12 protein-coding genes and 1 pseudogene are annotated in these 15,845 nt (G+C 74.7%); 3 read left to right on the forward strand and 10 right to left on the reverse strand.

Going from position 1 to position 15,845, the window contains the following annotated elements; all coding sequences use genetic code 11:
• Positions 1-35: 35 nt before the first annotated feature.
• The 5 genes from AB0399_RS18500 to AB0399_RS18520 form a co-directional block, all read right to left on the reverse strand.
• Positions 36-1,304, reverse strand: coding sequence for a cytochrome P450 (locus AB0399_RS18500; protein WP_366412027.1), 1,269 nt, complete (start codon positions 1,302-1,304; stop codon positions 36-38).
• A complete protein-coding gene (locus tag AB0399_RS18505) occupies positions 1,301-1,909 on the reverse strand; it encodes an ATP/GTP-binding protein (protein WP_328463554.1) in 609 nt (202 codons plus the stop codon). The genes AB0399_RS18500 and AB0399_RS18505 overlap by 4 nt, the downstream gene beginning before the upstream one ends.
• Positions 1,890-2,246, reverse strand: a complete 357-nt coding sequence (locus AB0399_RS18510) for a DUF742 domain-containing protein (protein WP_328463555.1) — start codon at positions 2,244-2,246, stop codon at positions 1,890-1,892. Before AB0399_RS18510 ends, AB0399_RS18505 begins: the two co-directional genes overlap by 20 nt.
• Positions 2,243-2,656: a roadblock/LC7 domain-containing protein gene (locus tag AB0399_RS18515; RefSeq protein WP_328463557.1), complete on the reverse strand. Its 414-nt coding sequence runs from the start codon at positions 2,654-2,656 to the stop codon at positions 2,243-2,245. Before AB0399_RS18515 ends, AB0399_RS18510 begins: the two co-directional genes overlap by 4 nt.
• A gap of 92 nt (positions 2,657-2,748) precedes the next feature.
• Positions 2,749-4,698, reverse strand: a complete 1,950-nt coding sequence (locus tag AB0399_RS18520; protein ID WP_366412028.1) for an ATP-binding protein — start codon at positions 4,696-4,698, stop codon at positions 2,749-2,751.
• A 656-nt stretch (positions 4,699-5,354) separates the two neighbouring features.
• Here AB0399_RS18520 and AB0399_RS18525 point away from each other — a divergent pair.
• A complete protein-coding gene (locus AB0399_RS18525) occupies positions 5,355-6,797 on the forward strand; it encodes an MFS transporter (protein ID WP_366412029.1) in 1,443 nt (480 codons plus the stop codon).
• An 819-nt stretch (positions 6,798-7,616) separates the two neighbouring features.
• On the opposite strand, the gene AB0399_RS18530 is transcribed toward AB0399_RS18525, so the two are convergent.
• Genes AB0399_RS18530 through AB0399_RS18545 form a run of 4 tightly spaced genes read right to left on the reverse strand, consistent with a single transcriptional unit; the run spans position 7,617 to position 11,734 of the window.
• The gene (locus AB0399_RS18530) at positions 7,617-8,264 is read right to left on the reverse strand and encodes a response regulator transcription factor (protein WP_329369847.1); all 648 of its coding nucleotides are present in this window, start codon (positions 8,262-8,264) and stop codon (positions 7,617-7,619) included.
• Positions 8,265-8,298: 34 nt separating this feature from the next.
• Positions 8,299-9,384, reverse strand: a complete 1,086-nt coding sequence (locus AB0399_RS18535; protein WP_366412030.1) for a prenyltransferase — start codon at positions 9,382-9,384, stop codon at positions 8,299-8,301.
• Positions 9,381-10,256, reverse strand: a complete 876-nt coding sequence (locus AB0399_RS18540) for a class I SAM-dependent methyltransferase (RefSeq protein WP_366412031.1) — start codon at positions 10,254-10,256, stop codon at positions 9,381-9,383. Before AB0399_RS18540 ends, AB0399_RS18535 begins: the two co-directional genes overlap by 4 nt.
• A complete protein-coding gene (locus AB0399_RS18545; protein WP_366412032.1) occupies positions 10,256-11,734 on the reverse strand; it encodes a glycosyltransferase family 4 protein in 1,479 nt (492 codons plus the stop codon). Before AB0399_RS18545 ends, AB0399_RS18540 begins: the two co-directional genes overlap by 1 nt.
• A gap of 258 nt (positions 11,735-11,992) precedes the next feature.
• Between AB0399_RS18545 and AB0399_RS18550 the strand changes: the two genes are divergently transcribed.
• Complete coding sequence (locus tag AB0399_RS18550; RefSeq protein WP_366412033.1) at positions 11,993-12,700, forward strand: TetR family transcriptional regulator; 708 nt, start codon at positions 11,993-11,995, stop codon at positions 12,698-12,700.
• 394 nt (positions 12,701-13,094) lie between these two features.
• Positions 13,095-14,015, forward strand: coding sequence for a response regulator transcription factor (locus AB0399_RS18555; protein ID WP_366412034.1), 921 nt, complete (start codon positions 13,095-13,097; stop codon positions 14,013-14,015).
• 348 nt (positions 14,016-14,363) lie between these two features.
• Here the strand turns inward: AB0399_RS18555 and AB0399_RS18560 are convergent.
• Positions 14,364-15,827, reverse strand: a pseudogene (locus AB0399_RS18560) (ABC transporter ATP-binding protein); the annotation flags it as partial.
• Positions 15,828-15,845: the final 18 nt, after the last annotated feature.

The raw sequence follows: 15,845 nt of genomic DNA on the forward strand, positions 1-15,845 counted from the left end.
CAGCCGACATCAGCGGCTCGTCCGGCGTGCGCCGCTCAACCGACGTACGCCGAGGTGAAGTGGACGGGCAGCACGTCCAGGCCGCGCATCCAGATCGACGGCCGCCAGGCCAGCTCCTCCGGCCGCACCGACAACTCCACGTCGGGCAGCCGGTCGAGCAGCACCTCCACCGCGGTGCCGGCGATCGCCTCGGCCAACTCCGGTGCCGGGTAAGGGCAGCGGTGCTCGCCGTGGCTGAAGGAGACGTGCGCGCTGTTGCCGCCGGTGCCGGCGTGCCCGTCGGGGCGCACCTCGGGGTCGGTGTTGGCCGCGGCCAGCCCGAGCACCACGCAGTCGCCCTGCCGGATCTGCCGGCCGCCCAACTGCGTGTCCCGGGTGGCCCACCGGCCGATGAAGTTCTGCGTCGGGGTGTCCTCCCACAGCACCTCGTTGAGCGCCTGGCCGGCGCTGCCGCGGCCGCCGGACAGGGTGACGGCGAACCGGTCGTCGGTGAGCATCAGCCGCAGGGTGTTGCCGATCCAGTTCGCGGTCGGCTGCTGGGCGGCGGCGATCACCGAGATCAGGTCCTGGACGATCTCCATGTCCGCGAGCCCGGCCGGGTGGGCGAGCATCCGGGAGGTCACGTCCGGCCCCGGCACCACGCGCCTGCTGTCCAGCAGGGCCTGGACCCGCTGCTGGACCCGCAGGTAGGCCGCCACCGGGTCCTCGCCCTCGGCCGCGTCCAGCGACAGGGTCAGGTCGCGCACCATGTCGGCGGTCTGGGACTCGGGCAGCCCGCACATCCAGATCGCCGCCAGCAGCGGCAGCCGGTGGGCGTAGTCGGCCATCAGGTCCGCGCGGCCGCGGCCGGCGAAGACGTTGATCAGCCGGTCGGCGACCTCCTCGCAGTGGCGTTTCAGCTCGAACTGGTCCACCTCGGCGAGCGCGTCGCTGATCACCCCGGACCGCCGCCGGTGCTCGGCGCCCTCGGCGAAGAGCACGGACGGCTGGTAGCCCACGTAGGGCAGCAGCGGCCAGTCCGCCGGGATGGCCTCCCACTGGTTCCAGCGGCGCGAGTCGCGGGCGAACAGCTCGTCGTTGGTGGTGACGTAGTGCAGTTCGCGGTAGCCGAGCACCAGCCAGGCGGGCACGCCGCCGTCGAGCAGCACGGGCGCCACCGGGCCGTGCGCGCGGCGCAGTTGCAGGTAGAGCTGGGCCGGGGTCTGCTGGAACTCCAGGCCGCCCAGCGCCACCGCGCCGGGTCGGGCCGGGCAGTGCGCGGGCGGTGCGGACAGCACGGGACCCGCAGGGGCGTGGTCGGTCACAGGGCCATCTCCTGGGCACGGGACAGGGCGTAGAGGTGGTCGACGAGCGTGATCAGGACGGTCTTGCCGGACTCCCGGTCGCGCGCGTCGCAGTCGATCAGCGGGACGGCGTCGTCGAGGGTGAGGGCGTCCCGTATCTGGTCCAGGGTGTGCAGCGGCGGCCCGAAGTTGTTGCGGGCCACCACGAACGGCAGGCCGTGGTGCTCCAACCGGTCGATGGCGTACCAGGAGTCGGCGACCCGGCGCGGGTCCACCAGCACCACGGCGCCGAGCGTGCCGGAGAAGAGCCGGTCCCACAGGAACCAGAACCGCTCCTGGCCGGGGGCGCCGAACAGGTACAGCACCATCCGCTCGTTGAGGCTGATCCGGCCGAAGTCGAACGCGACCGTGGTGGTGACCTTGCCGTCCACACCGGTGGTCTCGTCGATGCCGACGCCGGCCTGGGTCATCGTCTCCTCGGTGTTCAGCGGGCGGATCTCGCTGACCGAGCGGACCATGGTGGTCTTCCCGACGCCGAACCCGCCCACGATGACGATCTTCAGTCCGTCGTCCGCGGTGTCGGCCAGCGGCGCACGCGCGAACGGTTCAGAGCCTGCGGAGTCCAACGAGCACCTCCTTCAGGAGTGCGGAGTCGGGCAGCTTGGCACCCGCCGACGTGCGGGGGTGGCGGGCGGTGACCTTGCCGGCGTCGAGGAGGTCGGCCAGCAGGATGCGCACCACGCTCACCGGCAGCCGCAGGTCGGCCGAGAGCTCCACGACCGCCGTCGGCGTGCGGCAGATCCGCAGGATGGCGACGTGCTCGGACTGCATGCCGGCCGACGGCTGCGACTCGCTGACGATGAGGGCGACCAGGTCCAGCCGCGCGTCGTCGGCACGGCTGCGGCCCCCGGTGACGGTGTAGAGCCGGTCCGGGTTCTCGCCTGCGACGGACCCGCGCGTCATACGGAGTCCTCACCGGGCCTTCGCGGCGGCGCGGTCAGGTAGTCGCCCAACTGCTCCACCAGCTCGCTGGTGTTGTGGCCGATCATCCCGGCGTCGGCGTCCTGCGCGGCCACCACGGCGAGGTGTGCGCCCTCGCCGGCCTCCACGATCACCAGCAGTCCGCCGTGGAACTCGGTCATCGACTGGCGCACGCCGCCACTGCCGTCCCCGAACTCCACGGACGCGCCGTGCGACAGGCTCTGGATGCCCGACGCGATGGCGGCGAGCTGGTCGGCCTGGTCGACGGTCAGGCTCGCGGAGCGGCTCATCTTGAGGCCGTCCCGGGAGAGCACGAGGGCGTACCGGCTACCGGGGGTGCGCTCCAGGAGGCTGTCCAGCAACCAGTCCAGGTTGCGATCGGTGGTCTGCATCGCGGTGGGGGCCGCCCGGCACTGCTCCGGGTCGCGGGCCCCTTCCTCCAATCTGTCGTCCTGACGGGGGTTCGGGCGTGGCTGCCACGTCTTTACGGCGAAGGGGCGTCGTCCTGCGGCGTGTCCCGCCGCGCGTCACGCGAGCCGGGTCGCGGCGCCTGCGGCCGTACGTCCTCGGGCGCGGCGGCGCGGCCACGGGCGGCCTGCTCGCGCTGGCGCTTGCCCGCAGCGACGAACGCGCCGAAGCGGGCGCCCATGTCGCCGGTGGCGGGCCGGGGTTCGGCCGACGGCGCCTGCGCGGGCATGGGGTGGTCGGCGTCGGCGAGGGTACGGCCGCGGACCCGCTTGGGCAGGACGAACAGGTCGTCGCCGGTGCCGTCGGCGGGGGGCGGGGCGTCGGGGGCGGGGTCGGGCGCGGACTCGGGCTCGGGGGCCGACGCGGGCCTCGACTCGTACGCGGGCGCGGGATCGTACGCGGGCGTGGGCGTGGGCGTGGGCGTGGGCGCGGGCGCGGGATCGTATGCGGGCGAGACCGTGGGTGCGGGCCTGGCCGTGGAACCGGTTGCCGTGGCGCCGGGCGGCGGGGCGGACCAGGCGCTCCCCTCGGCGGGCGCGGCCGGCGCGGGCACGGTCCGTGTGCCCCGGGCGGCCTGCCCTGCCTGCCGCATCGGCAGCCCGCCGGGCCCGATCACGGGTTCGCCGGACGCGGCAGGACCGCTCCCGGCGGGCGCGCCCGTCCGCGGCTCGCCCGACTGCCGGGACGCCGCGGACCCCTCCGGGTCCTCCCGCGGCCGCGTGATCAGGTGCTGCGGGATGAGCAGCAGCACGCCGGTGCCGCCCCGCGAGGAGGGCCGGAAGTTGACGGTCAGCCCGTACTTCCCGGCCACACCGCCGACCACCGCGAGGCCGAGCCGGGTGCCGGACAGGGTGCCGAGCCGCAGCGGGTCGTGCGAGACGGCGTGCTGCGCGCGGCGCAGCGCCGGCGGGCTCATCACCAGGCCCGCGTCCTCGACGGTGATCACGACGCCGGTGGTCAGTTCCTCGACGTAGATGTGCACGGTCTCGGTCGGGGGCGAGAACCGGGTGGCGTTGTCGACGAGTTCGGCGAGCGCGTGCATGACGCCCTCGGCCGCGTGGCCGACGACCGCGGCCTTGCTCGTCGAGTGCAGCCGGACCCGCTGGTAGGCGCTGATCCGGCCGATCGCGCCGCGCAGGATGCTCTCCATCACGATCGGCTTCGTCCAGCGCCGCCCGGACCGGCCGCCGGTGAGCACCGCGATGCTGTCGGCCAGCCGTCCGGTCTGGGCGGTGGCGTGGTCCAGCTTGAGCAGATCACCGAGAACCTCCTGGTCGTAACGGTTCTCCATCTCGCGCAGGTCGGCCATCATCGTCGTGGTCAGCGCCTGGACCCGGCTCGCGGCGTTGGCGCACGCCGCGAGGGTGGCCGCGCGCAGCCGTGAGCCGTTGGCGAGTTCGCCGGTGAAGACCTCCAGGACCCGGCGGTGCCGCGGGTCGGCGAGTGCGGGCGCGCCGGCCAGCGCGGTGCCCGCGGAGGCGCCCGCGCCGAGCCGGCCGACCATCTCCGGGATCGCCTGCTCCACCAACACGGCCGCGTCGGCGCCCAGTTCCTCCAGGCGGCTCCGCAGCCGCTCCGACTCCGCCCGTGCCGCGATCAGTTCGGCGCCCACCGCGTCCGCCTCGGCGGCCATCTGCGCCACCCGCCGCTGGTGCCCGTCGATGTACGCGTCCGACTGGGCGATCCGGCGGCGCAGTTCGGCGGTCCTGCTGTCGGCGTCGGCGAGCCGGGCGGCCGCGGCCCGGCCGCGGTGCGTCATGCTCCCGGCCCACGTGACGGCCGCCACCAGCAGCACGCCGTAGCCGATCGCGACCGCCTGCACCCAGGTCCGCGCGTCCCGCGGGCCGCCCAGGGCGAGTCCGGCACAGGCCAGCCCGCAGACCACCACCGCCCCGAGGGCGAGGGCCGGGGTTCCGGGGAGCGAGCGCGTGCCGGCCGGCCGGCCGGCGGGTGAACGATCTGACATCTATCGGTCCTCGTGATCGGTTGGAGGCACGGCGAGGAGCCAGGGAAGCGGAATGCGCGGTGCGGACCGGTAAGCGGGCCGGTAATCCACCGACACCGCGACCGGCCGAGGCGATCTGCGTACCGCCCGCGGGTTTTCGGGGGCGATATCAGTGGTCGGAGCGGGAAATCGGTGACGACGCCCACCCGTCGAAGCCCGTATTCGCATGAGGGTTCCCGGACGATCCATGCCATTGCTGATCCGTGGTCGACCCCGCGCCGGGCGCACCTTAACTTCGGCGTGGGCCAGCGTACATGATGGTCCGCCGGCCTCCGGTGACTGCCACTCCGGCCCGGAAGTCGCTCGTTCGGGCGACGTTTTCGGTGAAGCAGCTCCGGATATCAGCGGGGTGCGATAGAGCCGCGCGGGGTGATGGCTCCGATCGGATCTTGTGCCTTCCGGATTATCGCGGAGTGGTGATTATCGCGACCGGGCGGATTTCCGGGGCGGGAATTCCCGCGGCGGCCTTTGGGGGGTGGGGTGTTGGGGGCGACGGCGGGCGGATGCCGGAGGCGACGGCGACGGCGGAGGTCCGCCTCGGGGCCGACCGGGGGCGTAGGTCCCGGGTAGGTCGAAATCCCGATGCCCGGCGGCGGGTCAACCGAGAGGATGGTCGTATGAGCGAACTCCTGGGGCGGCGCGCGCCCGCCTCCCGCACCCGCCGTACCGCGCCTCCCGCATGGGCGGTGCTCGCGGCGGTCTGCGCGGGCCAGTTCCTGGTCGTGCTCGACGTCTCGGTGGTCAACGTGGCCCTGCCGTCGATGCGTACGGCGCTGCGCCTCAGCGACAGCGGCCAGCAGTGGGTGGTGAACGCGTACGCCCTGACCTTCGCCGGTTTCCTGCTGCTGGGCGGCCGGGCCGCCGACCTCTTCGGCCGCAAGCGCACCTTCCTGGTCGGGCTGGGCCTGTTCACCGCGGCGAGCCTGGCCGGCGGCCTCGCGCAGGACAGCTGGATGCTGATCAGCGCCCGCGCGGTGCAGGGCCTCGGCGCGGCGGTGCTCGCCCCGACCACGCTGTCCATCCTCACCACGTCCTTCCCCGAGGGTTCCGAGCGCACCCGGGCGATCGGCACGTGGACGGCGGTCGGCGCCGGCGGCGGGGCGGCCGGCGGCCTGGTCGGCGGGCTGCTCACCGACTACCTGTCCTGGCGCTGGGTGCTGCTGGTCAACGTGCCGGTGGGTGCGCTGGTGCTGGTGGGCGCCGCGCTGTGCCTGACCGAGAGCCGCGCCGACCGGGCCCGCCGGCTCGACATCCCGGGCGCGGTCCTGGTCACCGCGGGCGTGGCCGGGCTGGCGTACGGCATCGCGCAGAGCGAGTCGCACGGCTGGACCTCGACGCGCTCGCTGCTGCCGCTGATCGCCGGCGCCGTGCTGCTCGCGGCGTTCACGCTGGTCGAGGCGCGTACGGCGGCGCCGCTCATGCCGCTGCGGCTGTTCCGGGTGCGGTCGGTGTCCGCGGCGAACACCGTGCTGCTCGGGTGCGGCGCGGCGACCTTCGGGACCTGGTACTTCCTCTCCCTCTACATGCAGAACGTGCTGCACTACAGCCCGGTACGGGCCGGGGTGTCCTTCCTCCCGCACACCGTCGCCATCATCATCGGCTCCAAGCTCGCGCCTCGTCTGATGGGACGGGTCGACGCGCGACTGGTCGGCGCGGCCGGCGGCGCGCTCTCGGCGGTCGGTCTGGCCTGGCAGAGCACGCTCACCGTGCACGGCGGCTTCGCCGGGACCATCCTCGGGCCGGGCGTGGTCACGATGTTCGGGGCGGGGCTGCTGATGACGCCGATCGCCGCGGCGGCCACCTCCGGGGTCGCCATGAGCGAACAGGGCATCGTCTCCGGCCTGCTCAACACCTCGCGGCAACTCGGCGGCGCGCTCGGGCTCACCATCCTCGCGACGGCCGCCGCCGACCGCGCGTCCACCCGCGGCGAGCACGGAGCGGACGCCGCGCACGCGCTCACCGCGGGGTACGGTCTCGCGTTCCTCATCGCCGCGGGGTTCCTCGCGGTCGGCACGGCCCTGATCGCCCTCCTCCCCAACCCGACCCCCAAACCGGCGTAGCTCCTGCGGAGTGCCCAGCCGCCCCGGGGTGCCCCCACGGCCCACGTTCCCCCACCCCCGCGGACGCGGTCACCCCCACGGAACACGTTCCCCACCCCCGCCGACGCGGTCACCCCCACGGAACACGTTCACCATCAGGGGCGCGGGGAACTGCGCGCGCAACCCACCACCGGCCGGTGGTCCGGCAAACCCGCCGCAGGGGCAGGGCCAGCGGGCCCAGCACACCACCGATACGGCTGGCCGCGCAGTTCCCCGCGCCCCCAGGGGCACCCACCCCCGCCAGCGCGGGCACCTTCACGGAAGACGATCACCCCCAGGGGCGCGGGGAACTGCGCGCGCAACCCACCACCAGCCGGTGGTCCGGCAAACCCGCCGCGGGGGCAGGGCCGGCGGGCCCAGCGCACCACCGCTGTGGGTGCGATGCCCACCCCCGCCGACGCGGGCACCCTCACGGAAGACGATCACCCCAGGGGCGCGGGGAACTGCGCGCGCAACCGGCCACCAGCCGGTGGTCCGGCAAACCCGCCGCGGGGGCAGGGCCGGCGGGCCCAGCACACCACCGCTGTGGGTGCGATGCCCACCCCCGCCGACGCGGGCACCCCCACGGAAGACGATCACCCCCAGGGGCGCGGGGAACTGCGCGCGCAACCGGCCACCGGCCGGTGGTCCGGCAAACCCGCCGCGGGGGCAGGGCCGGCGGGCCCAGCGCGCCACCGATACGGCTGGCCGCGCAGTTCCCCGCGCCCCTGGAAGGAACCGCCGCCCGCGAAGGGCCCCCGCTCCGGGGAGGGCGAGGGGCGCCGCCCGGGGAGGGGCTAGCTAGAGCCAACCGTTCTGCCGAGCGCAGCGCACCGCTTCGATGCGGTTGCGGGTCCCCGTCTTGCCGATGGCCGCGGAGAGGTAATTCCGCACGGTGGACTCGGAGAGGAAGACGCGCTGGGCGATGTCCGCGACGGTCGCACCGTCAGCCGCGGCGTTGAGCACGTCCTGCTCGCGGGGGGTCAGCGGGCTGGGCCCCGCGCTGAGCGCGGCCGCCGCCAGCGCGGGGTCGATCACCCGCTCCCCGCGCAGCACCTTGCGGATCGCGTCGGCGAGCTGCTCGACCGGCCCGTCCTTCACGAGGAACCCGGCCGCACCCGCCTCCATCGCCCGCCGCAGGTAACCGGGGCGGCCGAACGTCGTGAGGATCAGCACCCGGCACGACGGCAGCTTCTCCCGCAACTCCGCGGCCGCGTCCAGCCCGCTGCGCCCGGGCAACTCGATGTCCAGCAGCGCGATGTCCGGCCGCGCGTCCAGCGCCTCGGCCACGATCCGGTCCCCCGCCTCCACCTGCGCGACGACCTCGATGTCGTCCTCCAGGTTCAGCAGCAGCGCCAGCGCCCCCCGCATCATCCCCTGGTCCTCGGCGAGAAGCACGCGTACGGGCTGCTCCCCCCGCTCCCCCCGCCCACCGCTCGCTTCACTCATCCGCCCAGCCTAGGGCGTGGCCGCCCGGAGGGGTTCAGCAGCAGGGGGACGGGAGGGTGGTCGGGAGGTCGTCGGTGGAGAACACGGCAGCGGTCGCGGTGTCGCCGCAGAGCGCGGCGACGGCGAGGAGGAGGGCCGCGGCGGTCCAGGTGGTGCGTTCGGCGGGCCAGACCGCGCGGTCGGCGAAGACGTAGCCGGTCCAGTAGAGGCCGTCGTCGGCGCGCAGGTGCTGGATGTCCGCGAGGACCCCGATCGCACGGTCGGACTGGCCGATCGCCCAGAGCGCGAGGGCCAGTTCGGCGGACTCGCCACCGGTGACCCACGGGTTGGGGTCGACGCAGCGGACACCGAGCCCGGGCACCACGAACCGGGACCAGCCGGCGTCGATACGGTCGAGGGCCGCGGGCCCGCGCAGGGTGCCGGTGAGGACCGGGTAGTACCAGTCCATGGAGTAGCGGGACTTGTCGAGGAACCGCTCGGGGTGCCGGCGCACCGCGTGGCCGAGCGTGCCGGCCGACAACTCCCAGTCCGGCTGCGGCTCTTCGCGGTGCTCGGCGATGGCCAGGGCGCAGCGCAGCGCCTGGTGGATCGAGGAACTCCCGGTGAGCAGCGCGTCGTTCACGGCGGTGCCGTCGGGGTCGCGCTTCCAGCCGATCTGGCCGCCGGGCCGCTGGAGCGCGAGGACGTACTCGACGGCCGCGTGCACGGTCGGCCAGATCCGGTCGATGAACGCGTCGTCGCCGGTGGCGAGGTAGTGGTGCCAGGCGCCGACGGCCACGTAGGCGCAGAAGTTGGACTCGCGGCCGAGGTCGGTGGGGTGGTCGGCGCTGCCGTCGTGGTAGGCGGCGTACCAGGAGCCGTCGGGGTTCTGGTGCCGGGCCAGCCAGTCGTAAGCGGCCTCCGCGCGGTCGTGTTCGCCGGCCGCGTCCAGGGCCATCGCCACCTCGGTGTGGTCCCACGGGTCGAGGTGGTGGCCGCGGAACCACGGGATCGCCCCGTCCGCACGCTGCGCCGCGGCCATGGCGGCGACGGTCTGCTCGGCCTGCTCGGCGGTGAGGACCCCGGGCAGCACCAGGCGGTCGGTGCGGCGGCCCTGCCCCCCGAGGCTGGGCGAGGTCACTTGGCGCGGTCCGCGGCGAACCCGACCGCCTCGCCCGCGAGTTCGGCGGACCCACCGGACCCACCGGACCCACCGGACTCCCCGGACTCGCCGGACCCAGCGGACGCGTCTGACGCACCGGCCGCGCCCGACCGCGCCGGGCGCACCGCCTGCTCGGGCAGCCGCGGCTTCGTCGCGTAGGCCACGAAACTCTTGCCGACCACCGGGTTGAGCACCTGGTCCGCGAGCCGGGTGGCCAGCGGCTTCTTCATGATGTCCCACACCAGCAGCTTGTGGTACAGCTTCACCGGCAACGCCTGGTCGTTGTCCACGCCGACCGCGCACTTGATCCACCAGTACGGCGCGTGCAGCCCGTGCGCGTGATGGGTGCCGTACGGTTTCAGGCCCGCCTCCCGCATCCGGTCGAGGAGTTGGTCGCCCTTGTAGATGCGGATGTGGCCGCCCTCGACCTCGTGGTAGGCGTCGGACAGCGCCCAGCAGATCTTCTCCGGGCCGTAGCGCGGCACCGTGACGGCGATCCGGCCGCCGGGCCGCAGCACCCGGACCATCTCGGCGAGCACGCCCTTGTCGTCGGGGATGTGCTCCATCACCTCGGAGATGATCACGACGTCGAAGCTCTCGTCGGGGAACGGGAGTTGGAGCGCGTCGCCCTCCATCGCCAGCGCCGACGCGCCCGCCGGGGCCTCCCCGGCCTCCCGCATCGCCGCGAACCACTTGGCGACCTCGCGGATCTCCTCGCCGTTGCGGTCCAGCGCGACGACCTGCGCGCCGCGCCGGTAGCACTCGAAGGCGTGCCGCCCGGCCCCGCACCCGAGGTCGAGGACGCGGTCGCCCGCGGCGAGCGGGAAACGGGTGAAGTCGACGGTCAGCATCAGCGATTGCTCCCCACGGGGTTTCCCGGATGTGCGGTCTTGGGGTGGCCGTCCCCCGGTGCCTGGTCGGCTCCGGCGGGTCCGGCAGGTGTGACGGCTTCAGGTTCTTCGGGGGCGTCGGGGTGTCCGGTGCCCGCGCCACCGCCGTGTCCGCCGGCACCCGCGGCCGTCAGGCCCGTACCGGCGCCGGCCGTACCCGGCGCGCGTACCCGTACCGGCCCGGGATGCGCCGCGATCGCCGCGCGGTACAGCTCGGCGGTGGCCTCGGCCGCCCGCGTCCAGGTGAACCGGGCGAGCACCCGCGCCCGCCCCGCCGCGCCGAGCCGCGCCCGCAACTCCGCGTCGCCCAGCAGCCGTTCGAGCGCGACGGCGAGCGCGCCCGGGTCGCCGGGCGGCACCGCGAGGCAGGTCTCGTTGTCCGGTCCGGCCACCTCCGGTATCGCGCCGCCGGTGGTGGCCACCAGCGGCGTGCCCGTGGCCATCGCTTCGGCGGCCGGCAGCGAGAAGCCCTCGTACAGCGACGGCACGCAGGCGACCTCGGCGCCGCGGATCAGGTCGACCAGCTCGGCGTCGCTGATCCCCTTCACGAACTCGACCGCGTCGGCGAGCCCGAAGTCGGCGATCGCGCGGACCACCGGCCCCCGTTCGGGCCGTTTGCCGACCACCACGAGATGCGCCTCGGGCCGCTGGGTGCGGACCTTCGCCAGCGCCTCGACGAGGAAGACCAGGCCCTTGAGCGGCACGTCCGCGCTGGAGGTGGTGACGATCCGCCCGGGCACCTCGGGCACCGACGGGTCGGGGGCGAACAGCCGGGCGTCCGCGCCGATCGGCACGGTGTGCACCCGGTCGGGCCGCACCCCGAGGTCGGCGACGATCTCCTGGCGCGAGGAGCCGGAGACGGTCAGCACGGACGGCAGCCGCCGGGCCACCCGCTTCTGCATGCGGGTGAAGCCGTACCAGCGGCGTACCGACAGCCGCTTGCGGCGGTCGGCCGCGGCCGCCAACTCCAGGCGGCGGTCGACGGTGATGGGGTGGTGGATGGTGGTGACCAGCGGCAGGCCGAGGCCGAGCAGGCCGTACCCGAGCGTCTGGTTGTCGTGCACCACGTCGAAGTCGGCCCGGCGGGCGGCGAGATGGCGCCGTGCCCGCAGGCTGAACGTCAGCGGCTCCGGGAATCCGCCGGTCCACATCGTGCCGACCTCCAGCGCGTCGACCCAGTCGCGGTACTCCGCCAGGCGCGGGGTGCGGAACGGATCGGGCTGCCGGTACAGGTCCAGGCTGGGCAGCTCGGTGAGGGTGACGCCCTCGCCGAGCGCGTCCAGTACGGGATAGGGCTGCGCGCCGATCACCTCGACGCGGTGGCCGAGCGCGGCCAGTTCGCGGGACAGGTGCCGGACGTACACACCCTGGCCGCCGCAGAACGGATTGCCCTTGTAGCTCAGCAGCGCGATCCGCAGTGGCCCGGACTGAGAGGTCACTCCGGCTCCCTTCTCGCTGCGATTGGGCCGGAGCGTAACCGGTCGCGCTAATCTAGAACAAGTTTCAGACTGGATCGTACAGGGGGCTGGTTCGGCCCCTCGCACCCGGCTGCCATCATGCACACACCATGAGCCGGGGCGCGCGGCACGCGAACCGGCTCCCGCCCGGACCCGCGCCGGCAGGCCGACGGCACCCCCGCAGGCACCACCCCGAGGTACGGCACAGGTACGACACCGGCACGGCAGAGGACAGTACGGATGAGCGCACACCCCAGACCACCGGCCTCGGCTCTGACCGCGCGGCAGGAGGCCCGGCGCAACCGCATCCTCGCCGCCAGCACCGAGCTGGCCTGCGGCGGCGGCTTCGACGCGGTGCAGATGCGGGAGGTCGCCGAGCTGTCCGAGGTCGCCCTGGGCACCCTCTACCGCTACTTCCCGTCCAAGATCCACCTGTTGGTGGCGGTCATGGAGGACCAGCTCGGCCAGTTGCAGACGGCGCTGCGCACCCGCCCGCCGTCCGCGTCCGCTCCGGGCGACCGCGTCGCCGACACCCTGCTGCGGGCCTTCCGCGCGCTCCAGCGCGAGCCGCTGATCGCCGACGCGATGTTCCGGGCGATGATCTTCGCCGACCGCTCGGTACGCGCCCAGGTCGACACGGTGTCCCGGCTGACCACCTCGATCATCGTGGAGGCGATGGGCCGACCGGGGACGCCGCAGCAGGGCGGGGACGGCACCGGGGAACCCGGCACGGGCGGGGCGCACCCGGCGTCCGGACTCCCGGCCGGACTTCCGGCCGGGCTTCCGGCCGAACTCCCGGCCGAGCTGCTCTCGGCCGTCCGGGTGATCGAGCACACCTGGCACGCGGCCCTGGTCGGCTGGATCTCGGGCCGTGCCTCGGTCGCCGAGGTGACGGAGGACATCCGCACGGCCTGCGGCCTCCTCGACATGGCGGCGACGCCGAACTGACGGCACCGCGGCGACCCGGATCGACCGCGCGGCGGCTTCCCGCACGGTCGGCACGGCGGCGCCCCCGGGGCGGACGGCGGGCGGGCGCCAACACCTCCGGGCCCCCGCTCCGGGCCACCGCTCCACGCCCCCGCGCGCACCACTACCACGTCGCTACGTTCGGTATCAGCTCGACTACGGTGAATTACTCCGATGGGAGGGCGCGCGTCCGCGCACCGCGCGCTCCTGGCGCCTCCCACCACTCCATCTCTGCACCCGGCAGGAGGTGAAGTTCACCCGCACGGGGTGATCCGCCGGGTATGAATGGGTTCGCGTTCGTCCCGGGGGTCGCGGACATCACCCGCAGGGGGATCGAGGGCGGCGCACCGAAGCGACCACGCGAGGGGAATGCCCGGTGATACGTGTACTGGTGGCCCATGACACCTGCCTGCTGCGCTCCGCACTGGCGGCTCTGCTGGGCCGGGAGGCGGACTTCGAGGTGACGGACACGGCCTGGCCGCGCCTGGCCGAGTCCGCGCGGGACTTACGGCCGGACGTCTGCGTGGTCGACGCGGACTGTACGGGGTGGCGGCGGCACATCGGCGGAGCGGGCGGGCCGCTCAGCGGCGCGCTCGGCAGACCGGGCCGCGCCACCGCGGGCGCGAGCGCCGTCCACGGCAGGGGCGGTGCGCGAGGCGCGGGCTTCGGCACGGGCGCCGGAACGGGGGCGGGCCTCGGGTCCAGGTCCGGCGGCGGCTCGGGGGTGGGCGGCGTCGGCGGGTCGGGGGCGCGGGGAGGAGGCCGACCGGTGAACGGCGGTAGTGCGGGGGTCGGTTCGGGGAACAGCGGCGCCGGGGGCACCAGTAGCGGGGGTAGCGGCCTGTCCGGCCCGGTCCACCCCACCACGCACGGCACGGCCACCGTCGGCCCCGGCAGCGGGCTCGCCCGCGCCCGGTGCGCGCTGGTCGTGCTCACCGGGGCGGGAAAGCCGGGCGACCTGCGCCGGGCCCATGAGGCACACGCCCTGGGCTTCGTGAACAAGGACCGGTCGGCCGACCGGCTGCCCACCGCCGTCCGCCAGGCCGCCCAGGGGAAACGGTTCGTCGACGAGTCGCTCGCGGTGGAGTTCCTGCACGCGGCCGAGATGCCGTTGACCCGGCGGGAGTTGAGCGTGCTGTCACTGAGCGCCGAGGGCGCCCCGGTCACCGAGATCGCGCACCGGCTGCACCTGTCCGACGGCACCGTGCGCAACTACCTCGCCGCGATCACCCGGAAGACGGGGGCCCGCAACCGGGTGGACGCGATCCGCATCTCGCAGGTCGCCGGCTGGGTGTGAGGAGGCCGCGGCGGCCGCGTCCTGGGGATCGGCCGCCGCGGCGGCGTCGGACTCGACGTCAACGCCACGTTCGGGCTCGGCGTCGGCGTCGGCTTCGGCTTCGGTGTTGGCTTCGGCTTCGGCTTCGGACCAGCCGCCCACCAGGTCCCGGTAGAGCGCCGAGCGGGCCGGCAGGTCCTCGTGCGTACCGCACACCGCGTGCGTGCCGTCCAGCACGAGCACCCGGCCGGCCCGCCGGGCCGAACTGATCCGGTGCGCGATCACCACCAGGGTCCCGCCCGGCCGCCGGGCGAACGCCTCCTCGGCGACGGCCTCGGCGGCCGGGTCGAGATGGCAGGTCGCCTCGTCCAGCACCACAAGTCCCGCCGGGGACAGATACGTTCGGGCCAGCGCGATCAACTGCCGCTCGCCCGAGGACAGCCGGGCCGGGTCGAGCTCGGCGTCCAGCCCGCCCAGCGCGGCCACCAGCGGCCCGGCCCCCACCACGTCCGCGGCGGCGAGCAGTTCACCGTCCCCGGGCTCCCCCGGGGCATCCGGCTCCGCGGGGTCCCCCGACTCCCCCGGCCCGGGCCGCAGGTACGCCAGGTTCTCCCGCACCGTCCCGGTCAGGACGTACGCCTCCTGCGGCACGAGCGCGGGGCGGCCCGCGGTCCGCACGTCGCCGCGGTCGGGGCGCAGCAGGCCCGCCGCGAGGGCGGCCAGGGTGGACTTGCCGATGCCGCTCGGGCCGACCACGGCGAGGTGTTCGCCCGCCGCGACCGTCAACTCCAGTTCGTGCAGGACCGGTTCCGCGCCGGGCCCGTAGCCGAAGGTCACCTCGCGCAGGTGCAGCACGCAGCCGGGTGCGTCGGGGCGCTCCACCACCGGGTCCGTGGCGGGAAGCGGGTCCGCGTCGCCGCCGATCCGCCGCAGGACGACGCCGAGCCGGGTGCCTGCCGCGCCCAGCGTGTGCACGAGGTTCTGGAGGGCCGGTTGCAGGGACTGGGTGAGGTAGGTGAGCGCGCCCAGCAGGTCGCCCGGGGTGAGCCGGTGGGTGCGGATCAGCCAGGGCGCGGCCACCAGCATGAGCAGCACGGGAAGTTGACCGCCGACGGCGAGTGCGGCGGCGCGCAGCACTCCCCAGCGGGCGAGCGCCCGGGCGGTGTCCAGCGCGGTCGCCGTGCGGGCGTCGGCGCGGGCGGACATCAGCGGTTCCGCGCCGCACGCGGTGATGTCGCGCAGGCCGCCGGCGAGGGCGCCGCACTCCTCGGCGAGCGCCTCGTCGGCGGCGAGGTAGGCGTGCTGCCGTCGGGCCAGCGGGCGCAGGCCCGCCGCGAACAGCGCGACCCCGACGGCCAGCGGCGGCAGCACGATCAGCAGCAGCACGGGGGCGAGCGCGCACATCCCGGCGAGCGCGCCGGCCGCGGTGAAGGCGAACGAGCGCAGCACCAGGACCAGGCCGCCGAACGTGTCCCTGGCGATCTCCACCTGGTGGGTCAGCCGGGAGACCACGGCGCCGTCTCCGGCGCCGCGCCCGCGCACCGCGGCCCGCAGCCCGCCGCGCACCACCCGCGTGACGAGGGTGTCCCGCAGCGGCTCGACCAGTCCGGCCAGCCCGCGGAAGACCCGCGCGGTGCCGTACGCGCCGATCGGCACCGCGACCGCCGCCAGCGCGAGCCACCACAACCCGGCCGCGTCACGCCCACGCAGGAACCCGTCATCAAGCGCCTTCGCGACGGCGTAACCCACCACGAACGTCTGCACCGACTCCACCACCGACCAACCGGCCAGCACCCCCAGCCCCCACGCCCGCCGCCGCAGATACCCACGCATCCGCACCACCCCGTCCCC

This window comes from Streptomyces sp. NPDC088194 (genome assembly GCF_040702025.1).
Classification (GTDB): Bacteria; Actinomycetota; Actinomycetes; order Streptomycetales; family Streptomycetaceae; genus Actinacidiphila.